18 protein-coding genes and 1 pseudogene are annotated in these 23,557 nt (G+C 69.2%); 7 read left to right on the top strand and 12 right to left on the bottom strand.

The window, feature by feature from the left end; translation table 11 throughout:
- Positions 1–65 precede the first annotated feature (65 nt).
- Genes PGN14_RS00520 through gltB form a run of 3 tightly spaced genes read left to right on the top strand, consistent with a single transcriptional unit; the run spans position 66 to position 5,244 of the window.
- The gene (locus tag PGN14_RS00520; RefSeq protein WP_335297451.1) at positions 66–263 is read left to right on the top strand and encodes a hypothetical protein; all 198 of its coding nucleotides are present in this window, start codon (positions 66–68) and stop codon (positions 261–263) included.
- Positions 260–742 carry a hypothetical protein gene (locus PGN14_RS00515; RefSeq protein WP_335297450.1) on the top strand — a complete coding sequence of 161 codons (483 nt, stop codon included), beginning with the start codon at positions 260–262 and terminating at the stop codon, positions 740–742. The genes PGN14_RS00520 and PGN14_RS00515 overlap by 4 nt, the downstream gene beginning before the upstream one ends.
- A complete protein-coding gene (gene gltB, locus PGN14_RS00510; RefSeq protein WP_335297448.1) occupies positions 739–5,244 on the top strand; it encodes a glutamate synthase large subunit in 4,506 nt (1,501 codons plus the stop codon). Before PGN14_RS00515 ends, gltB begins: the two co-directional genes overlap by 4 nt.
- A 106-nt stretch (positions 5,245–5,350) precedes the next feature.
- On the opposite strand, the gene PGN14_RS00505 is transcribed toward gltB, so the two are convergent.
- A complete protein-coding gene (locus tag PGN14_RS00505) occupies positions 5,351–5,929 on the bottom strand; it encodes a nitroreductase family protein (protein ID WP_335297447.1) in 579 nt (192 codons plus the stop codon).
- Between the two features lie 120 nt (positions 5,930–6,049).
- On the opposite strand from PGN14_RS00505, the gene PGN14_RS00500 reads away from it, so the two are divergent.
- Together PGN14_RS00500 and PGN14_RS00495 are read left to right on the top strand one after the other, a co-directional pair.
- Positions 6,050–7,846 (top strand): peptide MFS transporter, encoded by a 1,797-nt coding sequence (locus PGN14_RS00500; RefSeq protein WP_335297446.1) that lies wholly within the window; start codon positions 6,050–6,052, stop codon positions 7,844–7,846.
- Positions 7,847–7,858: 12 nt separating this feature from the next.
- On the top strand, positions 7,859–8,533 hold the full coding sequence (locus PGN14_RS00495) for an NnrU family protein (RefSeq protein ID WP_335297445.1): 675 nt from the start codon (positions 7,859–7,861) through the stop codon (positions 8,531–8,533).
- Positions 8,534–8,571: 38 nt separating this feature from the next.
- Here the strand turns inward: PGN14_RS00495 and PGN14_RS00490 are convergent, their stop codons facing one another.
- Together PGN14_RS00490 and ald are read right to left on the bottom strand one after the other, a co-directional pair.
- Complete coding sequence (locus PGN14_RS00490) at positions 8,572–9,558, bottom strand: NAD(P)H-dependent flavin oxidoreductase (protein ID WP_335298011.1); 987 nt, start codon at positions 9,556–9,558, stop codon at positions 8,572–8,574.
- 205 nt (positions 9,559–9,763) lie between these two features.
- Positions 9,764–10,879, bottom strand: coding sequence for an alanine dehydrogenase (gene ald / locus PGN14_RS00485; RefSeq protein ID WP_335298010.1), 1,116 nt, complete (start codon positions 10,877–10,879; stop codon positions 9,764–9,766).
- A 118-nt stretch (positions 10,880–10,997) separates the two neighbouring features.
- On the opposite strand from ald, the gene PGN14_RS00480 reads away from it, so the two are divergent.
- Positions 10,998–11,465, top strand: a complete 468-nt coding sequence (locus PGN14_RS00480; protein WP_335297443.1) for an Lrp/AsnC family transcriptional regulator — start codon at positions 10,998–11,000, stop codon at positions 11,463–11,465.
- 7 nt (positions 11,466–11,472) lie between these two features.
- On the opposite strand, the gene dld is transcribed toward PGN14_RS00480, so the two are convergent.
- The 6 genes and pseudogenes from dld to PGN14_RS00450 all read right to left on the bottom strand — a co-directional run bounded on the left by dld (position 11,473) and on the right by PGN14_RS00450 (position 17,826).
- Positions 11,473–13,107, bottom strand: a complete 1,635-nt coding sequence (gene dld, locus PGN14_RS00475; RefSeq protein ID WP_335297442.1) for a D-lactate dehydrogenase — start codon at positions 13,105–13,107, stop codon at positions 11,473–11,475.
- Between the two features lie 8 nt (positions 13,108–13,115).
- Positions 13,116–13,481: a Rieske (2Fe-2S) protein gene (locus PGN14_RS00470; protein WP_335297441.1), complete on the bottom strand. Its 366-nt coding sequence runs from the start codon at positions 13,479–13,481 to the stop codon at positions 13,116–13,118.
- Between the two features lie 10 nt (positions 13,482–13,491).
- The gene (gene maiA / locus PGN14_RS00465; RefSeq protein WP_335297440.1) at positions 13,492–14,124 is read right to left on the bottom strand and encodes a maleylacetoacetate isomerase; all 633 of its coding nucleotides are present in this window, start codon (positions 14,122–14,124) and stop codon (positions 13,492–13,494) included.
- Positions 14,121–15,389 (bottom strand): annotated as a pseudogene (hmgA, locus tag PGN14_RS00460) (homogentisate 1,2-dioxygenase); the annotation flags it as partial. The pseudogene hmgA and the gene maiA, both read right to left, overlap by 4 nt.
- A gap of 300 nt (positions 15,390–15,689) precedes the next feature.
- Positions 15,690–16,760 (bottom strand): 4-hydroxyphenylpyruvate dioxygenase, encoded by a 1,071-nt coding sequence (gene hppD, locus PGN14_RS00455; protein ID WP_335297439.1) that lies wholly within the window; start codon positions 16,758–16,760, stop codon positions 15,690–15,692.
- A 178-nt stretch (positions 16,761–16,938) separates the two neighbouring features.
- Positions 16,939–17,826, bottom strand: coding sequence for a LysR family transcriptional regulator (locus PGN14_RS00450; protein ID WP_335297438.1), 888 nt, complete (start codon positions 17,824–17,826; stop codon positions 16,939–16,941).
- A gap of 93 nt (positions 17,827–17,919) precedes the next feature.
- Here PGN14_RS00450 and PGN14_RS00445 point away from each other — a divergent pair, with 93 nt between their 5' ends.
- Positions 17,920–20,019 carry a malate synthase G gene (locus PGN14_RS00445; RefSeq protein WP_335297437.1) on the top strand — a complete coding sequence of 700 codons (2,100 nt, stop codon included), beginning with the start codon at positions 17,920–17,922 and terminating at the stop codon, positions 20,017–20,019.
- Positions 20,020–20,068: 49 nt separating this feature from the next.
- Here PGN14_RS00445 and PGN14_RS00440 read toward each other — a convergent pair whose 3' ends face one another.
- From PGN14_RS00440 to PGN14_RS00430, 3 genes are all read right to left on the bottom strand, one after another.
- Positions 20,069–21,055: a bile acid:sodium symporter family protein gene (locus PGN14_RS00440; RefSeq protein WP_335297436.1), complete on the bottom strand. Its 987-nt coding sequence runs from the start codon at positions 21,053–21,055 to the stop codon at positions 20,069–20,071.
- Positions 21,056–21,211: 156 nt separating this feature from the next.
- Positions 21,212–22,387: an N-acetylglucosamine-6-phosphate deacetylase gene (nagA, locus tag PGN14_RS00435; RefSeq protein WP_335297435.1), complete on the bottom strand. Its 1,176-nt coding sequence runs from the start codon at positions 22,385–22,387 to the stop codon at positions 21,212–21,214.
- Positions 22,388–22,461: 74 nt separating this feature from the next.
- Complete coding sequence (locus tag PGN14_RS00430) at positions 22,462–23,508, bottom strand: SIS domain-containing protein (RefSeq protein WP_335297434.1); 1,047 nt, start codon at positions 23,506–23,508, stop codon at positions 22,462–22,464.
- Positions 23,509–23,557 lie beyond the last annotated feature (49 nt).

Raw genomic sequence — 23,557 nt, 5'->3', positions numbered from 1 at the left:
GGCGGCGGCGCTGGAGGCGTTTGGTCCGTCTGCGATCGTGCGCCTGTTCGGCAGCAGGACGGACGATGCGCGCGCGGGGGGGTGACATCGACCTCCATGTCGAAGCCGACCCGGCGGTCGCCGATCTCGATCACGAGGTACGGTTTCGCGCCTCGATCTGGAGGGCGCTCGACGAGGAGCAGATCGACGTCGTCGTCGCTGCGCGGGGCGCTCCGCCGCGCTGGATCGATCGTGCGGCGCGTCGTGAGGGTATCATCCTGTGACGCGCGACGAGGTTCAGGAAGCGACGCAGGAGGCGGCGGTCGCCGCAGAGCATCTTGCTGCGCACGCCGAGCGGCTGATCGCCCGGATGGCGTCACTGTTTCCGCTTGAGGGCGCGACGCTCATGCGGTGGGAAGACGAGGAACGCGAACGGCTCCACGCATTGTTGCGGATGTTCGACCAGCTCTACGACATGACTTCCCGCAAGCTGTTCCGCGGCCTGCTGTTCCTGTCCGGCGAGACGATCGCGGGCCTATCGGCGCAAAACCAGTTCCGGCGGATTGAGGCGTTGGGCGGCATCGCCAGCGCCGATCGCTGGATCGAGCTGGGCACCACGCGGAACGTGTTGGCGCACGATTATCCGACTCGACCCGCCAAACAGGCCGAACGCGCCAATCTGGCCTGGCGGGACCTTCCCGATCTCATCGCCGGCACGCGCCGCATCATTTCGCTGCTTCAGTCAGAGGGGCTGATACCATGACCGATCCCCGCCAGTATCTCGCCACCCACGGCATGTACCGCCCCGATTACGAGGGCGATGCGTGCGGCGTCGGTCTCGTCGCGGCGACCGATGGCAAGCCGTCGCGCCGCGTGGTGCAGTCCGCGATCGACGCGCTGAAGGCGGTGTGGCACCGCGGCGCGGTGGATGCCGACGGCAAGACTGGCGACGGCGCCGGCATCCATGTCGACCTGCCGGTGCGCTTCTTCGACGATGCGATCGCGGCGGGCGGGCACAAGGTGCTGCCCAACCGGCTGGCGGTGGGCATGATCTTCCTGCCGCGCACCGATCTGGGCGCGCAGGAGACGTGCCGCACGATCGTGGAGAGCGCGATCATCGAGGCGGGCTATACCATCTACGGCTGGCGGCAGGTGCCGGTCGACGTCAGCGTCATCGGGCTGAAGGCGCAGTCGACGCGCCCCGAGATTGAGCAGATCATGATCGCCGGGCCGATGCCCGACGAGGCATCGGTCGAGGAGTTCGAGAAGAACCTGTACCTGATCCGCCGCCGCATCGAGAAGCGCGTGATCGCGGCGCAGATCCAGGGCTTCTACGTCTGTTCGCTCAGCTGCCGGTCGATCATCTACAAGGGGCTGTTCCTGGCGGAGAGCCTGTCGGTCTTCTATCCCGACCTGACCGACAAGCGCTTCGAGAGCCGGGTCGCGATCTTCCATCAGCGTTATTCCACCAACACCTTCCCGCAATGGTGGCTGGCCCAGCCGTTCCGCTGCCTGGCGCATAACGGCGAGATCAACACGATCCGCGGCAACAAGAACTGGATGCTGAGCCACGAGATTCGCATGGCGTCGATCGCGTTCGGCGAGCATTCGGAGGATATCAAGCCGGTGATCCCGGCCGGCGCGTCGGACACCGCGGCGCTGGACGCGACGTTCGAGGCGATCTGCCGTTCCGGGCGCGATGCGCCGACCGCGAAGCTGATGCTGGTGCCCGAGGCCTATGCCGACGACATGCCGCCCGCGCATGCCGCCATGTACCAGTATCTCGCCTCCGTGATGGAGCCGTGGGACGGCCCCGCCGCGCTGGCGATGACCGATGGCCGCTGGGCGGTGGGCGGCGTCGACCGCAACGCGCTGCGCCCGCTGCGCTACACCCAGACCGCCGACGGCCTGCTGATCGTCGGGTCCGAGGCGGGGATGGTCGTCGTGCCGGAGAGCACCGTGGTCGCCAAGGGGCGGCTGGGGCCGGGGCAGATGATCGCGGTCGACCTGCTGGAGGGCCGCGTGCTGCGTGACCGCGAGGTGAAGGACCGGATCGCCGCGGAGCAGGATTATGCCGCGATGATCGGCGAATTCTCGCTGATGGACGATCTGCCGCCCGCGCCCGCCGACAGCGTGACGCGTTACGACCGTGCCGACCTGACGCGGCGGCAGGTCGCCGCCGGACAGACGCTGGAGGACATGGAGCTGATCCTGTCGCCGATGGTGGAGACGGCGAAGGAGGCGATCGGATCGATGGGGGACGATACGCCGCTGGCGGTCATCTCCGACAAGCCGCGGCTCATCAGCCAGTTCTTCCGTCAGAATTTCGCACAGGTGACCAACCCGCCGATCGATCCGCTACGCGAACGCTATGTCATGAGCCTCAAGACGCGGTTCGGGAACCTCGCCAACATCCTCGATACCGAGGACCGGCGCGAGCGCGTGCTGGTACTGGATTCGCCGGTGCTGACCTCGACCGACTGGGCGCGGCTGAAGGCGTATTTCGGCAATGCCGCGGCGGATATCGACTGTACGTTCGAGGCGGGTGGCGGTGCGGAGAAGCTGCGCGCCGCGATCCAGCGTATCCGCAACCAGGCCGAACAGGCGGTGCGCGAGGGCAAGAGCGAGCTGTTCCTGACCGACGAGCATATCTCGGCCGATCGCGTTGCGATCCCGGGCGTGCTGGCGGCGGCGGCGGTGCACACGCATCTCGTCCGGCGCGGCCTGCGTTCCTATGCCTCGGTCAACGTGCGCGCGGCGGAATGCCTCGACACGCATTATTATGCCGTGCTGATCGGCGTCGGGGCGACGACGGTGAACGCCTATCTGGCGGAGGCGGCGATCGCCGACCGGCAGGCGCGTGGGCTGTTCGGCGACCTGGGCATCGAGGAATGCCTGAAGCGCCACAAGAAGGCGATCGAGGAAGGGCTGCTCAAGATCCTGAGCAAGATGGGGATCGCGGTGATCTCCAGCTATCGCGGCGGCTATAATTTCGAGGCGGTGGGGCTGAGCCGCGCGCTGGTCAACGACCTGTTCCCCGGCATGCCTGCGAAGATCAGTGGCGAGGGCTATGCCTCGCTCCACGTCAACGCGACCGACCGGCACGAGGAGGCGTTCGACGCGGGCGTGGCGAAGCTGCCGATCGGCGGCTTCTATCGCCAGCGCCACACCGGGGAGGCGCATGCCTATTCGGCGCAGCTGATGCACCTGTTGCAGACCGCGGTCGCGACCGACAGTTACTCCAGCTACCTGCAATTCTCGCGCGGGGTGGCGGACTTGCCGCCGATCTACCTGCGCGACCTGTTGCAGTTCAACTTCCCCAACGAAGGCGTGCCGGTCGATCAGGTCGAGGCGATCACCGAGATCCGCAAGCGCTTCGTGACGCCGGGCATGTCGCTGGGCGCGCTGTCGCCCGAGGCGCACGAGACGCTGGCGATCGCGATGAACCGGATCGGCGCGAAGGCCGTGTCGGGCGAGGGCGGCGAGGACAAGTCGCGCTACGTCCCTTATGACAATGGCGACAACGCCAATTCGGTCATCAAGCAGATCGCGTCGGGCCGGTTCGGCGTCACCGCCGAATATCTCAACGCCTGCGAGGAGATCGAGATCAAGGTCGCGCAGGGCGCCAAGCCTGGCGAGGGCGGGCAGCTGCCCGGGTTCAAGGTGACCGAGTTCATCGCCAAGCTGCGCCATGCGACGCCGGGCGTGACGCTGATCTCGCCGCCGCCGCACCACGACATCTATTCGATCGAGGATCTGGCGCAGCTGATCTACGACCTGAAGCAGATCAATCCGCGTGCGCGGGTGTGCGTGAAGCTGGTCAGCTCGGCGGGGATCGGCACGGTCGCGGCGGGCGTGGCGAAGGCGCATGCCGATGTCATCCTCGTGTCCGGCCACGTCGGGGGAACGGGGGCCAGCCCTCAGACCTCGATCAAATATGCCGGCACGCCGTGGGAAATGGGGCTTTCCGAGGTCAACCAGGTGCTGACGCTCAACGGCCTGCGCGGGCGGATCAAGCTGCGCGCGGACGGTGGGCTGAAGACCGGGCGCGACATCGTGATCGCGGCGATCCTGGGCGCGGAGGAGTTCGGCATCGGCACCCTGAGCCTCGTGGCGATGGGGTGCATCATGGTGCGCCAGTGCCATTCGAACACCTGCCCGGTCGGCGTCTGCACGCAGGACCAGAAGCTGCGCGACAAGTTCGTCGGCACGCCGGAGAAGGTCATCAACCTGATGACCTTCATCGCGGAGGAAGTGCGCGACATCCTGGCGCGGCTGGGCGTGCGCTCGCTGGACGAGGTGATCGGGCGCACCGAATTGCTGCGGCAGGTGAGCCGCGGCGCGGAACATCTCGACGACCTCGACCTCAACCCGATCCTCGCCAAGGTCGACGCGACCGATGCCGAGCGGCGCTTCTCGCTCAGCACCTTCCGCAACGAGGTGCCCGACAGCCTCGACGCGCAGATCATCAAGGATGCCGCCCCGGTCTTCTCGCGCGGCGAGAAGATGCAGCTGACCTATTCGGTGCGCAACACGCACCGCGCGGTCGGCACGCGGCTGTCGAGCGAGATCACACGGACGTTCGGCATGTCGAAGCTCGCGGACGGGCATGTCACGATCCGGCTGCGCGGGTCGGCGGGGCAGTCGCTGGGCGCCTTCCTGTGCCGCGGGGTGAAGCTGGAGGTGTTCGGCGACGCCAACGACTATGTCGGCAAGGGGCTGTCGGGGGGCACGATCGTGGTGCGCCCGGCGGTGTCCTCGCCACTGGTCAGCCAGGATAATACGATCCTGGGCAACACCGTCCTCTATGGCGCCACTTCGGGCAAATTGTTCGCGGCGGGGCAGGCGGGCGAGCGGTTCGCGGTGCGCAACTCGGGCGCGACCGTCGTGGTCGAGGGCTGCGGTGCCAATGGCTGCGAATATATGACCGGTGGCACCGCGGTGCTGCTGGGCGAGGTGGGCGCGAACTTCGGCGCCGGGATGACCGGCGGCATGGCATTCGTTTACGACGCCAGCGGCACCTTCGCACGGCGCGCCAATCCGGAAAGCATCGTGTGGCAGCGCGTCGCCTCCGCGCATTGGGAGGAAGTGCTGCGCGCGCTGATCGCGGAACATGCGGTGGCGACCGACAGCCGCTGGTCGCGCGGGCTGCTGGAGGATTGGGAGCGCACGATGGCGAGCGTGTGGCAGGTGGTGCCGCGCGAGATGCTGTCGCGGCTCACGCAGCCGCTGGACGACAGCGTCGCGCTGGAGGCGGCGGAGTAGGGCTTACGTCGCCCTCACCCTTCCGGCGCGTTCCGCGCCTCCCTCCCTCTCCCAGCGGGAGAGGGAAGGGGCCCGCCGCCGCAGGCGGTGGGAAGGGTGAGGGTGATCAGCCTGCCCACTCGCTCCACAGCGTCGCCGTGTCGGGGCGCGGGCGTTCCTCCAGCGGGCGGCTGGGCGTGCCGATGAACATGAACCCCGCGATCCGATCCGGCGCGGCGCCGAAGGCGTCCCTCACGCGATCGGAAAATGCCGGCCAGCCGGTCAGCCATCCGCCTGCGAAACCATGCGCATGGACCGCGTGGAGCAGGTTCATGCACGCCGCCCCCGCCGACAGCTCCTGTTCCCACATCGGGATGTGGCTGTCGGTGCGCGGGCTGAACAGCGCCACGACCAGCGCGGGTGCCTGACGCGCGAATTGCTCCATCGCGTCCAGCTCGACGCGCTTCGCCTCCGGCCGTTCCGCGCGATAGGCATCGACCAGCAGCGCGGCGAGCGCGTCGCGGCGGTCGTCGGGGACGATCACGAAGCGCCACGGCGCCAGCTTGCCGTGGTCGGGGGTGCGCCCGGCTATCCGGATCATCTCGATCAGCTGCGCGCGGTCGGGGGCGGGGGCGATCAGGTCGCGCGGCTTGCCCGAGCGGCGCGAGGCGAGCAGCGCGAGGGCCGAGGAGGTGTCGTTGAACATCGCGCGGGAAATAGCCGGACGCGCACCATATTTACAGCGCCCGCTTTGTCGCTAGTCTCCGCCGCAACCAGTTCGCGCCGCCATCGGGTGGCGCGATGTTTGTAGGAGCGTCCCTTTTCGATGGTGGAAACCCCAACCGCGGACAATCCGCGCGAGCCGGACATCACCCACGTCAACCCCGCGCGCGAGGCGACATGGTTCGGCCATCCCCGTCAGCTGGCGCGGCTGTTCACGACCGAGATGTGGGAGCGGTTCGGCTTCTACGGCATGCGCGCGCTGCTGACGCTGTACCTGACCAAGCATTTCCTGTTCGGCGACCGGGCCGCCACCGGCCTGTACGGCGGGTTCGCCGCGCTCGTCTATCTGACGCCGCTGATCGGCGGCTATCTGGCGGACCAGTATCTCGGCGCCAAGCGCGCGGTGAAGTTCGGCGCGCTGCTGATGGCGCTGGGCTATTTCACGCTCTGCTTCGGGGGGCAGACCGCAAAGCCCTATGCGGTGGTCGACGGCCAGCGCTACGAGGTGGCGGTCGACCAGCGCGACGGAGTGGAGACGCGCTACGTCATCGACGGTGCGCAGCGGCTGGCGATCCGCGGCAACGACGACGGCACCGTCGCACTGCTCGACCCCGCGGGCGCCACCGCGCGCACCGTGGCACCGGGCGCGTTCCAGTCGGAGGCGGACCGCAGCCCGTTCTACGTCGCGCTGATGCTGCTGGCCTTGTGCATGGTGTCGGTCGGCAACGGCTTCTTCAAGCCCAACATCTCGACCATGGTGGGTGAACTGTACGCGCCGGGCGACCGGCGCCGCGATACCGGCTTCACGATCTTCTATATGGGGATCAACCTGGGGTCGCTGTTCTCGCAATTGCTGTGTCCGCTGCTGGCCACCACGATCGGCTGGTGGGCAGGGTTCGGGCTGGCCGCGTTCGGGATGCTGTTCAGCTGGATCCTGATCCAGTTCGACGGCGGGCGCCTCGCCGGCTATGGCGAGCCTCCGGTGAAGCCGGGCGAGAAGGATCGCGCGCTGGGCATCTATGCCGCGTCGCTGATCGGCGTGCCGGTGTTCTATCTCCTCTTCACCAACCTGATGAACGCCCCTGCGCCGGTCGCGGGCGCCGGGATGCTGGGCTATGTGCTGGCGCTGCCGCTGATGGGGAAGCTGCTGTTCGGCACCTTCCTGGTCGGGGTGCCCGCGATCCTGGCCTGGTCCTGGGCGAAGGGCACGCGCACCGAGTTCCAGATGATGCTGGCGGCGATGGTGCTGATCGTGTTCAACGTCGTCTTCTGGACGTTGTTCGAGCAGGCGGGATCGTCGCTGACGCTGTTCGCGGACCGCAACACGGACCTGTCGGTGTTCGGGCTGTTCTCGATCTCGGCCGGGCAGACGCAGTTCTTCAACGCCTTCTTCATCGTCGCCTTCGCGCCGGTGATGGCGGCGATGTGGACGAAGCTGGCCGCGGCGGGGAAGGAGCCGTCGATCCCGGTCAAGTTCGGGATCGCGCTGGTCGGCGTCGGCGCGGGCTTCCTGTTCCTGGTGTGGGGCAGCCGCTTTGCGGGGCCGGACTATAAGGTCGCGGTCTGGTGGCTGGCCGGGCTGTACCTGATCCACTCGCTGGCGGAACTGTGCATCTCGCCGGTCGGGCTGTCGATGATCACCAAGCTGTCGATCGCGCGCATCGTCGGGCTGATGATGGGCGTGTGGTTCCTGTCGATCTCGGTCGCGCAATATGTCGCGGGCGTGGTGGCGCAGGTCGCCAGCGTCGACACGGTCGGCGGGCAGGTGACCAACCTGAAGGTCAGCCTGGATACCTATAACGGTGTGTTCTGGACGATCGGCCTCGCCGCCGCGGCGATCGGTGTCGTGCTGCTGGGGCTGTCGCCGCTGATCCGCAAGTGGATGCACGGCGTGCAATAAGGGAGTGACGACATGGAGGAAGTGACGCTGGCCGCCATCGCGTTCGTGGGGACGCACTTCCTCCTGTCGCATCCCTTGCGCGCGCCATTGGTGGCGCGCGTGGGCGAGGGCGGCTTCCTGGGCGTGTACTCGCTCGTCGCGGCGGTGACGCTGGCGTGGCTGGCGTTCGCCTATCGCGCCGCGCCCGCCGGCGTGCCGCTATGGCCGGTCGGCGACGGGCTGTGGGTGGTCGCGACCGTCGTGATGCTGGTGGCGAGCGTGCTGTTCATGGGATCGCTGGTGAGGAACCCCGCACTGCCCGATCCCACCGGGCGCGCGAGGCCGGTGCCGGAGCCGCGTGGCGTGTTCGCGATCACGCGGCATCCGATGATGTGGGGATTCGCGCTATGGGGCGTGGCGCACATCCTGGTCTATCCCGATCCGTCGAACGTGGTGCTGGCGGGCGCGATCATCGTGCTGGCGCTGGTGGGGGCGTGGGCGCAGGATCGCAAGAAGGCGCGGCTGCAACCGGATTTCTGGCCGGAATGGGAGCGGCGGACCAGCTTCGTGCCGTTCGCGCGCGGGTTGCGGGTGCGCGGGCTGGGCGGCCATGCGCTGGGTGGGGGATTGGTGGTCTGGCTGGTGGCGACCTGGGCGCATTGGCCGCTGGCGGGATGGGCCGCGGGGGTGTGGCGGTGGGTGTTGTAGCGACCTGAAAAGCCCCTCCCCTTCAGGGGAGGGGCTATTTATTTCGCCCTTTTGTCCAGCGCCTGCGCCGCCTCCGCCATCAGCGTGGCGATGATGTCGGCGATCGGTTCCTCCTTCGTCACCATGCCGACCGACTGGCCTGCCATGACGCTGCCATGCTCGACATCGCCGTCGATCACCGCGCGGCGCAGCGCGCCGGCCCAGTAATGTTCGATCTGCAACTGCGCCTCGGCCATCGCCACATTGCCCTCGTCGAGCGATTGCGCGACCTCGCGCTGCTTGGCGGTGAACAATTCGCCGCCGGCGTTCTTCAGCGCGCGCACCGGGATCACGGGCAGGCGCGGGTCGATCTGGACGCTGGCGACCGCGTCGCGCGCGCTGGCGCGGATGAACGCCTTCTTGAATTTGGCGTGCGCGATCGACTCGGTCGCGCAGACGAAGCGCGTGCCGAGCTGGACGCCCGCCGCGCCCATGTCGAGATAGCCCGCGATCGCCTCGCCGCGGCCGATCCCGCCGGCGACGAAGACGGGGACGGCCTCCGCGATCTCGGGCAGCATCTCCTGCGCCAGCACGCTGGTGGAGACGGGGCCGATATGCCCGCCGGCCTCCATTCCCTCGATCACCAGCGCATCGACGCCGGAGCGGATCAGCTTCTTCGCCAGCGCCAGCGTGGGGGCGAAGCAGATGACCTTGGCGCCGCCGGCCTTGATCGCCTCCAGCGATCCCTTCGGCGGCAGCCCGCCCGCCAGCACGACATGGCCGACCCGATGGCGCGCGCAGACCGCGATCAGCTCGTCGAGCTGAGGATGCATGGTGATGAGGTTGACGCCGAACGGGCGCGCGGTGAGCGCCTTGGTCGCGGCGATTTCCCTGTCGAGCAGGTCGGGGGTCATCGCGCCGCACGCGATCACGCCGAACCCGCCGGCGTTGGACATGGCGGCCACCAGATGGCGCTCCGACACCCAGGACATGGCGCCGGCCATGATCGCGACCTCCGCACCCAGGAAGCGCGCGCCGCGCTCCATGCGGCGGGCGAGGCGCGCGGCGCCGGTGGTGTCGATGGGGGCGGTGAGCGTGTCGGTCATCGCGACTGACTATGCGGGCGGGGCGGTTTGGGCAAGTTGTCGGAGGATGCCGTGTTCCGGCGAACGCCGGAACCCAGGGTCACGCAGAGCAGCACCTGTTGCGCGTGGAACCCTGGGCTCCTGCGTTCGCAGGAGCGCGGAATACTCACGCCAGCGCGGTCTCCAGCGTGGCGCTGGGCAGCGCCAGTTCCTCGGCGACCGCGGGATAGGTGATCTTGCCATCCCACACGTTCAGCCCGGCGGCGAGGTGCGGATCGCGGCGCAGCGCGTCCTTCCAGCCGAGGTCGGCGATGCGCAGCGCGTGCGGCAGCGTCACGTTGTTGAGCGCATAGGTGCTGGTGCGCGCGACCGCGCCCGGCATGTTGGCGACGCAATAATGGACCACGTCGTCGACGATATAGGTCGGCTCCGCATGCGTCGTGGGACGGCTCGTCTCGAAACAGCCGCCCTGGTCGATCGCGACGTCGACCAGCACCGCGCCGCGCTGCATCGTCTTGAGCATCGCCGCCGACACCAGCTTCGGCGCGGCGGCGCCCGCGACCAGCACCGCGCCGATCACGAGGTCGGCCTCCGCGACGCATTCCGCGACGTTGGCGGCATTGGCGAAGCGCGTCTTGGCGCGCGCCTCGAAATGCATCGCGAGGCGTTCCAGCACTTCTGGACTGCGGTCCAGGATGGTGACGTCGGCACTGAGGCCCGCGGCCATCTGCGCCGCGTTGAAGCCGACGACGCCGCCGCCCAGGATCGCAACCTTGCCCGGACGCACGCCGGGCACGCCGCCCAGCAACACGCCGCGCCCGCCGTTCGCCTTCTCCAGCGCGGTCGCGCCGGCCTGGATCGACATGCGGCCCGCGACCTGGCTCATCGGCTTCAGCAGCGGCAGCGCGCCGGTGCGGTCGGTGACCGTCTCATAGGCGATGCAGGTCGCGCCCGAGGCGATCAGGTCCTTCGCCTGCTCTGGATCCGGGGCGAGGTGGAGGTAGGTGAACAGGATCTGCCCGGGGTGCAGCATCGCGCGCTCGACCGGCTGCGGCTCCTTCACCTTGACGATCATCTCGGCGGCGTCGAACACCGCCTTCGCCGTCGGCAGCAGCTTCGCCCCGGCGGCGGCATAATCCTGATCGCTGGAGCCGATGCCGACACCCGCGCCGCTCTCGACCAGCACCTCATGCCCGTGCGCCACCAGTTCGCGCGCGCTCTCCGGCGTCAGGCCGACGCGATATTCGTGCGTCTTGATCTCGCGTACCGTGCCTACGATCATGCCGATGTCCCTGCTCATGTGGTCGGCGGTGGTATAGCCGTAGCGGCGTGACGAAAGTGCGCAAAGTGACGGCATCATTGGCTTGTGGTGGGTGATCCTCCCGCTATTCTGCGCCGTCATGGGAATTTCGTTCGACCGCGCGGATGCCGCGCTGCTTGCGCTGCTGCAACACGACTCCAGCCGCTCGATCGCGGAGCTGGCGGCGGATGCCGGGCTGTCGCCGTCGAGCTGCCAGCGACGGATCAAGGCGCTGGAGGCGGCGGGCGTGATCGAGGGCTATCATGCGCGGCTCGATCCGGTGCGGATCGGGCTGGACCTGCAAGCGCTGGTCGAGATTTCGCTGACCAGCCAGAACCGCGACGTGCTGGAGCGGTTCGAGGCCGCGGTGATGCGCTACGACGAGATCCTGGAGTGCGACCTGATGGCGGGGCACGCGGACTATGTGCTGCGGATCGCGGCGCGCGACCTCAGGCATTTCGACGACATCCACCGCAATTGCCTGTCGCAACTGCCCGAGGTGGCGGCGATGCGGACCTATTTCGCGATCCGCACGATCAAGCGCTGGAGTGGGTATCCGGTGCGATGACGACAGGTCAGCGCCAGCCTTTCGTGCGCGACGTGTGGCCGATGCCGGGGTTGAAGGCGTTGCAGGGATCGAGCGTGCGGTAATGCGCGGCGAGCGCGGGCTTGGCGGCATAGAGGTGGCCGACATTGTGCTCGGCGGGATATTCCGCACCGCATGCGTCGAGCGCGGCGTGGATCGCGTGTTCGACCGCGGCGACGTCGGCATCGGCGCGCACGATATAATCGTGATGGAAGACGTGGCAGAAGAAGTGACCGTAGAACAAGGCGTGTTCGATCGCGGGCGCGGCGCCGCCGGTCCGGTCGCGCGTCCAGTCGTCGTCGTTGCGGCGTAGCGCGAAGTCGAGCGCGACCACCTCGCCGCCATGGACCGCACGATAGCGGACGGCGGCACCGGCGACCGCGAAACGGTGGAGGAACGCCGCCTGCGCCTCGTCCGCGGTACATTCGAAATGCGCGTCGGGCATGTGGGTGGCGAGCCAGTTGCGGGTCGGGGCGATGCCGGCATCGGCGACCTTGAGGACCAGGTGGTGCGCGAAACGGTCGCGATAGTCGCGCATCCGCGGCGGCAGGTGGTCGGGCAGATGCTGCGACACGCGCTGGAGCAGGCGGTCGCCGAGGTGCGGGCGGCGCGTGACGCGATCGAACCAGCCGCGCAGCGCGAACAATGCCGGCAGGCGCGCGGTGCCGAGGCGCCGGATCGCGAGGAACGTGTCCTTGCCATAGACATCGGCCACGTCGAACGCGGTGCGGTGGACGTACTCGCCCGAGATCGGCAGCGGCAGGTCGGGGGCGAGCATCGCGCGGCGCAGCGCGGTGAGGCGCGCCGGATCGTCGGTGCCGATGTAGAAGGTCGCGGTCTCGCCATCGCGCGGGAAGGTGTCGAGCCGAACCGCGAACAGCATTACCTTGCCCGCGCTGCCCGACGCCTCGAACAGCCGCGACGGATCGGCATTGAAGCGCGCGGGCGTATCCGCATCGGTGGCGCGGACGTGCGCGGCGTAACGGTCGTCCGATGCGCGCGCGTCGCTGGGGGTCGCGGGCAGGTCGCCGCGTTCGACGCGCCCCAGCATGGCCTCCGCTTCGTCGCCGAGCGGGATGCCGAGATGGTTGACCAGCGTGAGCCGCCCGTCCTCATCCACGCGGGCATAGAGCGCCAGTTCGGTATAGGCGGGACCGCGACGCACCAGCGCGCCGCCCGAATTGTTGCACACGCCGCCGATCACCGACGCGCCGATGCACGACGAGCCGATCACCGAATGCGGCTCGCGTCCCAGCGGCGCCAGCACGCGCTCCAGCCGGTCGAGCGTCGCGCCGGGCAGGCACACGACCTGCCGCCCGCCGTCGATCACATGGATGCCGGTGATCCGCGTCAGGTTCATCAGCACGACCGGGCGGTCGTAGGCGCCGTAGGGGGTGGAGCCGCCGGTCAGCCCGGTGTTGGCGGCCTGCGCGATGACGATGACATCGGCAGCGACGCAGGCGGCAAGCGCGCGCCATTGCTCCACCAGCGTGCCCGGGCGCACCACCGCCAGCACCTCGCCCGCGCCATGGCGATAGCCGGTGGCGAAGCGGCGAGTACGGGCGGCCCCGGTCAGGACATGGCGGCGCCCGACGATGCCGCGCAACTGGGCGAGGAGATCCATGCGCGGCGCTATACGCCCGTGGTCACCATCCCGTCGACCACCGTCACCGGCCATGGCGTCAACCGCTGCCCTGCGCAGGGGCCGCCGACGCACGCCCCGTCCTCGACGCGGAACAGCGCCGCATGCCAGCTGCACGCGATCACCGACCCGTCGGGGGCGAGATAATCGTCGAGCGTCTGCGCCAGCGGCAGTCCCATGTGCGGGCAGCGGTCGACATAGCCGAAGACGCTGTCGCCGCGCCGGACGACGAAGCCGTGGAAACGGCCGGCGCGCATCTGGAGGACGAAGCCGCGCGCATTGTTGTCGGGGATGAGGTCGAGCGGGCCGAGCGTGACGCCGGCGGGGGTGGTGGTGAGGCGTTCGGTGTCGGTCATGCGCGATCCGTCATGCCGCGTCGGCATCCGGCTGCACCGCCGGATGCGCGGCGGCGAAGGCGGCGAGCGCGCGCGCGCGTTCCGCCGCCGCCATCAGCGCGGGATAAGGGGACAGGTCGACCGCGAACCGCTCCGCGCCATAGACCTGCGGCACCAGATGGCAGTCCGCCAGCGTCGGCGTGTCGCCGAACGCAAAGCCCGCACCGTGGCGCGCGATCAGCACCTCCAGCGCGGCGAAACCGTCCGCGATCCAGCGCGCGATCCAGCGCTGCACCGTCGCCTCATTCGCGGACAGGTCGCCGCGCAGCGCGTTGAGGACGCGCAGATTGTTGATCGGATGGATGTCGCACGCGACGATCGCCGCCATCGCGCGCACGATCGCGCGGTCCTTGCGCGCGCCGGGGAGGAGTGGTGGCGCCGGCCATGTCTCCTCGATCCATTCGAGGATCGCGGGGCTCTGCGTCAGTACGCCGTCCCCGGTATCGAGCGCGGGCACCAGCGGTTGCGGGTTGAGCGTGCCGAGGTCGCGCTGCTCGCCGCGACGCAGGTCGTGCGGCACCTGATCGTAGGCGACGCCCTTCAGCGCCAGCGCGATGCGGACGCGATAGGCGGCGCTCGACCGCCAATAGCCGTGGAGGATCACGGCAGTTGCGCCTTCGCGAAGCCCGTCCAGACGTCGTCGTAATCCAGCTGCATCGTCGGCGTCTCCATCGCCCAGCGCGTGGGGCGGACGACGTGGCGCGTCTCGAACATGAAGGCCATGGTGTCGGCGATCTTCACCGGCGTGAGGTCGGCGGTGGTGGCTTTCTGGTGCGTCGCCTGATCGGGGCCGTGGCCGTTCATCTGGTTGTGCAGGCTGGCGCCGCCTGGCGCGAACCCGCCGCCTTCCTTCGCATCATAGGCCCCGGTGATGAGGCCCATGAACTCGCTCATGACGTTGCGGTGGAACCATGGCGGGCGGAACGTGTCCTCCGCGACCATCCAGCGCGGCGGGAAGATCACGAAGTCGCAATTGGCAGTGCCCGGCGTGTCGCTGGGCGCGGTCAGCACGGTGAAGATCGACGGGTCGGGATGGTCGAAGCTGACCGTGTTGATCGTGTTGAAGCGGGTGAGGTCGTAGCGATACGGCGCGAGATTGCCGTGCCACGCGACCACGTCGAACGGCGAATGGTCGAGCGTGGTGGTCCAGAGCGTGCCCTGGAACTTCTGGACGACCTCGAACGGGGCATCCACGTCCTCGAACCACGCCGCCGGCGTCTCGAAATCACGCGCGTTGGCGAGGCCGTTGGCACCGATCGGGCCGAGATCGGGGAGGCGGAACAGCGCGCCGTAATTCTCGCAGACATAGCCGCGCGCCGCGCCATCGGGCAGTCGGATGCGGAAGCGGACGCCGCGCGGGATCAGCGCGATCTGGAGCGGGGCCACGTCGATGCGCCCCAGCTCGGTATCGATCGCGAGCCGGCCCTGTTGGGGCACGATCAGCAACTCGCCATCGGCGGAGAAGAAGGTGCGCTCCATGTCGGCGGTGGCGGCGTAGAGGTGGATGCCGACGCCGCTCTGCTCCGCCACGCTGCCGGTGCCGCCGTAGCTGACGAGGCCGTCGAGCCAGTCGGTGGGGGTGGCGGGGAGCGGCAGCGGGTCCCAGCGTAGCCGGTTGGGGCTGGGCGGCACGTCGTCGAACGGCGCGGATTTGAGGTGCGGGGCGCCCTCGTAGCGGGTGAACGGCGGGTGCTGCGCGGTGGGACGCAGGCGGTAGAGCCAGCTGCGGCGGTTCTCGCTGCGCGGCGCGGTGAAGGCGGTGCCGGAGAGCTGCTCGGCATAGAGGCCGAAGGGAGTGCGCTGCGGCGAGTTGCGGCCGATCGGGAGGGCGCCGCGCACAGCCTCGGTCGCGACGTGGTTGGCGAAGCCGGGGGTGGTAGGTCATCTTCGTCCTCTCCTGCCTTCGTTCGCCTGCTTACGTCATCCCCGCGGAGGCGGGAGGGGCTGTCCTGCCGTCACCCCGGCCTTGAGCCGGGGTCCCGCTTCTTTGCGACGGTTGAAGAAGAAGCGGGACCCCGGATCAGGTCCGGGGTGACGGACCTTAATGGGCTTCCGTTTCGCTCCCCCAACCGCCGGCCCGTCGGACCCGGCAAAGCCGTGCCCGATGGGCCGGCTTGGCCGTGCCGGCCGGGCGCGGCCGCGCACCTTCGTGCGCGCATCCGGTCGACGCTAGGCGTCGACCGTGATGACGCCGCGCCGGATCTGGTCCAGCTCGATGCTTTCATACAAGGCTTGGAAATTCCCGTTGCCGAACCCCTCGTTGCCCTTGCGCTGGATGATCTCGAAGAAGATCGGACCGAACATGTTCTCGGTGAAGATCTGGAGCAGGATGCCCTCCTCGCCGACGTCGCCGTCGATCAGGATACGGTTCTTCTTCAGCCGCGCCAGATCCTCGCCATGGCCGGGGACGCGCTTGTCGACCAGTTCGTAATAGGTCTCGATCGTGTCCTGAAGCTTCACGCCACGCGCGCGGAGTTTCTCGACCGTTTCGTAGATATTGTCGGTGGTCAGCGCGAGGTGCTGGATCCCCTCGCCATTATATTCGCGGATGAATTCCTCGATCTGGCTCTTGTCGTCCTGGCTTTCGTTGAGCGGGATGCGGATCGCGCGGTCGGGGGCGATCATCGCCTGGCTGAACAGACCGGTCGCCTTGCCCTTGATGTCGAAATACTTCTGCTCCTCGAAGCCGAAGATCTGGCCGTAGAATTCGGCCCACACCCGCATCTGGCCGCGGTTGACGTTATGGGTGAGGTGGTCGAGCAGGTCGAGACCGACATTGTTCTCCGCTTCGGCCTCTGCCGCGCCGGGTACCTGTTCCCAATCGTCGTAGATCGTGCCTGCCGCGCCGTGGCGGTCGACCAGATAGAGGAGCGAGCCGCCGATACCCTGGAGGACATAGGCGCCCTCGCCCAGCGCGCTCTGCGACGCGTCGGCGGGCTTGGCGCCGCGGGCGAGCGCGGCGTCATAGGCGGCGCGTGCGTCCTGCACGCGGAACGCCATGCCGCTGGCGGACGGGCCGTGCGCGGCGCGGAACGCGGCTGCCTGCCCCTGCTCCATACGGTTCAGCAGCAGGTTGATCCGCCCCTGCTTGTAGCGGACCACGTCGCGCGTCGGATGGCGCGACGCGGCGACGAAGCCGAACTGCTCCAGCTGCGCGGCCATGCGATCGGGGTCGGGCGAGGTGAACTCGCAGAATTCGAACCCGTCGAGGCCCATCGGGTTGACGTCCATATGGTCCATGATGCGCGCCTTCGTCGAATATGGTAACGGATGAAACCAATGTGACGCGGCGCGGGGATGGTGTCAATCGATACTATCATCGGTGTGCGTCACCCCGGACTTGATCCGGGGTCCCGCTTTCTTCCCGATGTGGCAGAAGAAGCGGGACCCCGGTCAAGCCCGGGGTGACGGTCCATTGTCATTCCCATCGCTCCGGATCGATCGTGTCCTTCAGGAACGCCACGAACGCCGTCACCGCGGGCGGCACTGCGGCGGCACGCGGATGGACCGCCCAGATCGCGAGGTCGTCCGGCCCCTCCCATTCCGGCAGCACGCGCACCAGCGCCCCCGCCGCCAGCGCGTCGCCGACGTCCCATAGCGAGCGCAGCGCGATGCCGACGCCGGTCAGCGCGAGTTCGCGCACCACCTCGCTGGAGTGGGTGCGGACATGGCTGACCCCGTCGACCGCGCGGCGACGCCCGGCGGGGCCGACGAGGCGCCACGGCCATTGCCCCTCCGCCGCGAGCAGGCGGTGGGTCGACAGCGCGCCCGGCGTGACGGGCATGTCGTGCCGCGCCAGATAGGCCGGCGCCGCGCACAGCACGCGGCGGTTGCGCCCCAGCCGGTGCGCGGCGAGGCTGGTGGGCACATCGGCGGCGATGCGGATCGCGACATCGATGCGCTGCGCGATCAGGTCGACATAGGCGTCGGTCAGGTCCAGTTCGGCCGCGACGCGAGGGTGCGCCGCCAGGAAGGCGTGGAGATGCGGCGTGACGTGGAGCCGCCCGAACGAGGTCGGCGCCGACACGCGCAGCCGCCCGGCGGGATGCGCGCTGGTGCCCATCACGCGATGCTCCGCCTCGCGCAGCGACTGGAGGATGACGGTCAGGTCGGCATGGAACGCCTCGCCCGCTGGTGTCAGCGACAGCCGGCGTGTGGTGCGGTGAACCAGCCGCACGCCCAGCCGCGCTTCCAGCCGCGCCAGCCGCTTCGACACCATCGCCGGCGAGATGGCGAGCGCGCGCGCCGCTGCGCTCAGGCTGCCGGCCTCCACGATGCTCGCGAATAGCGCATAATCCGGGTCCATTCGTTCCTCACGGGAAAAGGTGTTTGGCGATCCCGGCCGCTACCGAAGTGGTGGCGGGGCGTCTAGGATAGGCGCAACGGACAGGAGACGGATGTGGCGGAACGGTACGAGGATCGCGCGGGGCTACAGGTGGCGGCGCAGCTGGCGGCGTTCGTGGAAGCGCGCGCGCTGCCGGGGACGGGGATCGACGCCGATGCCTTCTGGCGCGGCGTGGCCGGCATCTTCGCCACCTTCGCGCCGGAGAATGCGCGACTGCTGGCGGTGCGCGACGCGTTGCAGGCCAAGATCGACATGTGGCACGACGACCGGAGCGGGCAACCGATCGACCAGGCTGACTATCAGGCGTTCCTGCGCGACATCGGCTATCTGGTCGCGGAGCCGGCACCGTTCGCGATCGGATCGACCAACGTCGATGCGGAGATCGCGACCTCGGCCGGGCCGCAGCTGGTGGTGCCGATCCTCAACGCCCGCTTCCTGCTCAATGCCGCCAATGCGCGCTGGGGCAGCCTGTACGATGCGCTGTACGGCACCGACGCGTTGCCGGGCGCGCCGGCCGGAAAGGGCTATGACGCGACCCGCGGCGCGCAGGTGATCGCCTGGGCCAAGGCGTTCCTCGACCGCAGCGTGCCGCTGGCGGAAGGGAGCTGGGCCGACTGGCACGGCGGTGCGCCGGTGCTGGCGGACCCCTCGCAATTGGTCGGGCGCGCGGGCGACAACCTGCTGCTGCGCCATCATGGCCTGCATATCGAGCTGGTGATCGACCGGGCGCATCCGATCGGGCGCGACGATCCCGCCGGACTGGCGGACGTGGTGCTCGAATCGGCGCTGACGACGATCGCGGACCTGGAGGATTCGGTCGCGGCGGTCGATGCGGCGGACAAGGTGGCGGCCTATGCCAATTGGCTGGGACTGATGCAGGGCGATCTGGCCGAGACGTTCGAGAAGAACGGGCAGCCGATGACGCGGCGGCTGAACCCCGACCGCGACTATGTCGCGCCCGACGGCACCGCCTTCACGCTGCCGGGGCGCAGCCTGATGTTCGTGCGCAACGTCGGCCACCTCATGACCACGCCCGCGGTGCGGCTGGCGGACGGCGGCGAGGCGCCGGAGGGCATCCTCGACGCGATCGTCACCAGCCTGATCGCGATGCACGATCAGGGGCGCAACAGCCGCACCGGCTCGATCTATATCGTCAAGCCCAAGATGCACGGGCCGGAGGAGGTCGCCTTCACCGACCGCCTGTTTGACGCGGTCGAGGACCTGCTGGGCCTCGCGCGGCACACGATCAAGGTCGGCGTGATGGACGAGGAACGGCGCACCTCGGCCAATCTGGCGGCATGCATCCATGCGGTGAAGGACCGTATCGTCTTCATCAACACCGGTTTCCTGGATCGCACCGGGGACGAGATGCACACGTCGATGCGCGCCGGGCCGATGATCCGCAAGGGCGAGATGAAGAACGCCCAGTGGATCAAGGCGTATGAGGATCGCAACGTTCAGATCGGGCTCGCCTGCGGCCTGTCGGGCAAGGCGCAGATCGGCAAGGGCATGTGGGCCGCGCCCGATCGCATGGCCGACATGCTGGAGCAGAAAAGCGCGCATCCGATGACCGGTGCCAATACCGCCTGGGTGCCGTCGCCGACCGCGGCGACGCTGCACGCGACGCATTATCACGAGGTCGATGTCTTCGCGCGACAGGACGCGCGGCGTGAGGAAGGCGTGACGGGGCTGGACGCGCTGCTCGACGTGCCGGTCGCGATCGGGCGCAACTGGCAGGCGGACGAGGTGCGCGAGGAACTGGACAACAATGCGCAGGGCATCCTGGGCTATGTCGTGCGCTGGGTCGATCAGGGGGTGGGCTGTTCCAAGGTGCCCGATATCCACGACGTCGGGCTGATGGAGGATCGCGCGACGCTGCGCATCTCCAGCCAGCATATGGCGAACTGGTTGCGGCACGGCGTCGCCACGCGCGAGGAGGCGGATGCGGCGCTGACGCGGATGGCGGCGAAGGTGGATGCGCAGAACGCGGGCGACGCGCTGTACGAACCGATGGCGGGACGCGAGGCGGACAGCCTGGCGTTCCAGGCGGCGCGCGCGCTGGTGTTCGAGGGCGAGGCGCAGCCGAGCGGCTATACCGAGCCGCTGCTCCATCGCTTCCGTGCGGAGAAGAAGGCTTCGTCACCCCGGGCTTGACCCGGGGTCCCGCTTCTTCACCGTCATCGCGCGAAAGCGGGACCCCGGATCAAGTCCGGGGTGACGGCTCAGAAGCCCCCAGCCGTCGCGCGATCACCGCGCAGGCGATCAGCTGGATCTGGTGGAACAGCATCACCGGCAGGATCACCATGCCCACCTGCACCGCGGGGAACAGCACGCCCGCGATCGGCACGCCCGAGGCGAGGCTCTTCTTCGACCCGCAGAACAGCAGCACGATCGCATCGGCGCGCGGCAGGTGCAGCGCCCTGGCCGCGAACCATGTCGCCGCCAGCACGATCGCGAGCAGCACGCCGCAGATCGCGAGCAGCACCGCGAGGTCCGTCCCCGACACGCGGTGCCACAGCCCGTCCGCCACCGCCGCGCCGAACGCGGTATAGACGACCAGCAGGATCGAGCCGCGATCGACCGTCGTCACCAACGTCTTGCGCCGCGCGATCCATGCCCCGGTCCACGGGCGCGACAGATGGCCGATCACGAAGGGGGCGAGCAGCTGGAGCACGATCCCCTCGACCTGCGCCAGCGAGACATGCGCGTGCCCCGCCCCCTTCATCAGCAGCGTGACGAGCAGCGGGGTGACGACGATCCCGGCGAGGTTGGAGAAGCTGGCGCTGCACACCGCCGCCGCGACATTGCCGCGCGCGATCGAGGTGAAGGCGATCGACGACTGTACCGTCGAGGGCAGCAGTGTCAGGAACAGCACCCCCGACGCCAGCAGCGGATCGAGCAGCGAAGCGAACGGGGGGAGGGCGGTGATCCCCAGCCCCAGCAGCGGGAAGAGGATGAAGGTGGTGGCGAACACCGCGGCATGGAGGCGGACGTTGCGCAGCCCATCGACGATCGCCTCGCGCGACAGCTTCGCGCCGTGGAGGAAGAAGAGCAACACGATCCCCGCATCCGCCGCCCAGCCGAACCCCGTCGCCGCGGCGCCGACCGGCGGCAGGATCGAGGCGATCGCGACGGTCGCGAGCAGCATCAGGACGAAGGGCTCGAAGACGGCGAGGATCCGGCGCAGCATGGGCGTGCCTTAGGGGGTGTGAGAGTAACTGACCACTTCCGTTCGCCCTGCGCAACGCCGTGCTCCTGCGTAGGCAGGAGCCTAGAGCCAAGCAGAGCAACGCTTTATGGGACAAACAACCCTGGGCTCCTGCCTGCGCAGGAGCACGAAGAAGCCCTACTCCCCCACATCCGACCGCTCGCCCGCGATCCATGTCGCAGTCACCCGGCGGTCGTCGTCCCAATGTACCAGGTCGGCCATCAGCCCCGGGCGGATCGCGCCGCGCACGTCGGCCATGCGCAGGAAGGCGGCGGGGTTGCCGCTCGCCAGTAGCGACGCCTCGACGATCGAGCAGCCCATCAGGTCGATCGCGTTGCGCACCGCCTGTGCCATGCTGAGCGCGGAGCCGGCCAGCGTGCCGTCGGGGCCGCGGCAGGTGCCGTCGACGACGCGAATGTCCTGCCCCATCAGCGTGAACCCGCCCGCGTGGCCGCCGACCGGCGGCATCGCGTCGGTCACCAGCATCACGCCGTCGCTCCCACGCGCCGCCAGCGCGATGCGGCAGGTGGCGGGGTGGACGTGGACGCCGTCGACGATCAGCCCGAACCGGGTGGCGCGATCCTCCAGCGCGGCGCCGACCATCCCCGGCTCGCGGCTGCCGAGGCCGGTCATCGCGTTGAACAGATGCGTGAACCCCGCCAGCCCGGCGCCGATCGCGGCGCAGGTGCGGTCGTAATCGGCCATGCTGTGCGCGGCGGCGACGATCACGCCGGCATCGGCCAGCGCGCGGATCGTCGCATCGTCGGTCAGTTCCGGGGCGATCGTTACCACGCGCACGCCCGCTGTCGGCGCGGTCAGCCGCGCGATCACGTCCGCGTCGATCGGCGTGAAGACGGTCGCGTCGTGGATGCCCTTCTTGGCGGGGTTGAGGTGCGGCCCTTCGATATGCAGGCCCAGCACGCCGGGGATGTGCGCGGCCAGCGCGGCCTCGCCCGCGGCGAGGGCGGCGTCGACCGTCGCGGGGCGATCGCTGATGAGCGTCGGCAGCAGCCCGGTGGTGCCATAGCGGCGGTGCGCCGCGGCGATCGCGCGAATGCCCTCGACCGTCGGCGCGTCGTTGAACAGCACGTCGCCGCCGCCGTTCACCTGCGTATCGATGAAGCCGGGGAGCAGCCAGCCGCCGGCGAGGTCGACGCGCTCGGCCGCGGCGGGAATGGCGGCGTCGGGCACGATGTCGAGGATGCGGGTGCCGTCGAGCAGCAGCGCGCACCCCTCCGCCACGCCATCGGGGAGGACGATGCGGGCGCCGGTGAGGGCCTGCTTGTTCCCCGGCGCAGGCCGGGGTCCAGCCACGGGCGCTTCGCGAGATGCGGTGACCGCTCCCAACTGGACCCCGGCCTGCGCCGGGGAACTGAAAGGTGTTTGCATCACAACGTCCTCGTCACCTTCGCCAGATGCGGCGGCTGGTCGGGATCGCGACCGCGCGCCCGCGCGAGGTGCTCGGCGAGGCCGTAGAAGGCCTGTAACCCCGCGATCGCGGCGACGAAAGCGTCGTCGCCTTCGTCCGCGGCGGGCAGGATCAGCGACGCGCCGCCGACCGCGTCGCGCGGGCCGGTGGCGATCACCCGCGCGCCGCGCGCGGTGAAATCGGCGACGCGCTCCGCCACGCCCGCCCGCGCGGCGTCGGCGGGGGCGAAGAGCAGCACCGGATCGTCCGCCCCGATCAGCGTCATCGGCCCGTGCGCCACCTCCGCCACGCTGAACGCCTCGGCATGGAGGCCGGAGGTCTCCTTCAGCTTCAGCGCCGCCTCGCCCGCGATCGGCAGCGTCGGTCCGCGGCCCAGCACCAGCAGCGAGGCGGCATCGGCCAGCAGCGGCACCGCCGCGCCCCAGTCGTGCGCCGCGGCGGTATCGAGCCGGTCGGCGACCGTCGCCAGCGCGGCATGGAGTGTGGCGTCGCCGCTCCACTCCGCCGCTAGGTGAACCAGCGCCACCAGCGTCGCGATCAGCGACTTGGTCGCCGCCACGCTGCGTTCCGCGCCGGCATGGACGGGAATCGCGATATCGGCCAGCCCGGCGAGCGGCGACGTGGCATCGTTGACGATCGCGACGACGATCGCGCCCTGACGTTGCGCTTCGCGCGCGGCGGCGATCAGGTCCGGGCTGCGGCCCGATTGCGAGATCGCGATCAGCGGCACGCCCGCGAACCGCGCGGAGGTGGCATGGTACAGCGACCCGATCGAGGGCGAGTGGCTCAGCACCGGTACGCCGGCGCGTGTTTCCAGCAGCACCTTGGCGAAGGCGGCGGCCTGGTCGGAGCTGCCGCGCGCCAGCGTCGCGGCGAAGGGCGGGGCGAGCGCGCGCAGCCGCTCGCCCGCCGCGCGCATCGGATCGGCGTTGCGCGCCAATTGCTCGCGAACGCGCAGCGGCGCCTCCAGCATCTCGGTGCGCATCAGCGTGGTCAAACCTGTCATGAACCCGCTCTACCATCGCCACATGATGGTTCAATGGTATCCGAATGGT

The organism is Sphingomonas adhaesiva, from assembly GCF_036946305.1.
GTDB lineage: Bacteria > Pseudomonadota > Alphaproteobacteria > Sphingomonadales > Sphingomonadaceae > Sphingomonas > Sphingomonas adhaesiva_B.
Note: the sequence above shows the minus strand (reverse complement) of the source record. Positions and strands in the feature narration are given on the sequence as shown.

Bases quoted from the DNA above. Each gene is read 5' to 3' on its own strand.
- PGN14_RS00490 (WP_335298011.1), bottom strand. From the start codon at position 9,558: ATGGAGCGCGGCGCGCGCTTCCTGGGTGCGGAGGTCGCGATCATGGCC.
- PGN14_RS00430 (WP_335297434.1), bottom strand. From the start codon at position 23,508: ATGACAGGTTTGACCACGCTGATGCGCACCGAGATGCTGGAGGCGCCG.
- PGN14_RS00500 (WP_335297446.1), top strand. From the start codon at position 6,050: ATGGTGGAAACCCCAACCGCGGACAATCCGCGCGAGCCGGACATCACC.
- dld (WP_335297442.1), bottom strand. From the start codon at position 13,107: ATGGATCTCCTCGCCCAGTTGCGCGGCATCGTCGGGCGCCGCCATGTC.
- PGN14_RS00470 (WP_335297441.1), bottom strand. From the start codon at position 13,481: ATGACCGACACCGAACGCCTCACCACCACCCCCGCCGGCGTCACGCTC.
- hppD (WP_335297439.1), bottom strand. From the start codon at position 16,760: ATGGACCATATGGACGTCAACCCGATGGGCCTCGACGGGTTCGAATTC.
- ald (WP_335298010.1), bottom strand. From the start codon at position 10,879: ATGATCGTAGGCACGGTACGCGAGATCAAGACGCACGAATATCGCGTC.
- PGN14_RS00505 (WP_335297447.1), bottom strand. From the start codon at position 5,929: ATGTTCAACGACACCTCCTCGGCCCTCGCGCTGCTCGCCTCGCGCCGC.
- gltB (WP_335297448.1), top strand. From the start codon at position 739: ATGACCGATCCCCGCCAGTATCTCGCCACCCACGGCATGTACCGCCCC.
- PGN14_RS00440 (WP_335297436.1), bottom strand. From the start codon at position 21,055: ATGCTGCGCCGGATCCTCGCCGTCTTCGAGCCCTTCGTCCTGATGCTG.
- PGN14_RS00450 (WP_335297438.1), bottom strand. From the start codon at position 17,826: ATGGACCCGGATTATGCGCTATTCGCGAGCATCGTGGAGGCCGGCAGC.
- PGN14_RS00520 (WP_335297451.1), top strand. From the start codon at position 66: ATGCGCGCGCGGGGGGGTGACATCGACCTCCATGTCGAAGCCGACCCG.
- PGN14_RS00480 (WP_335297443.1), top strand. From the start codon at position 10,998: ATGGGAATTTCGTTCGACCGCGCGGATGCCGCGCTGCTTGCGCTGCTG.
- PGN14_RS00495 (WP_335297445.1), top strand. From the start codon at position 7,859: ATGGAGGAAGTGACGCTGGCCGCCATCGCGTTCGTGGGGACGCACTTC.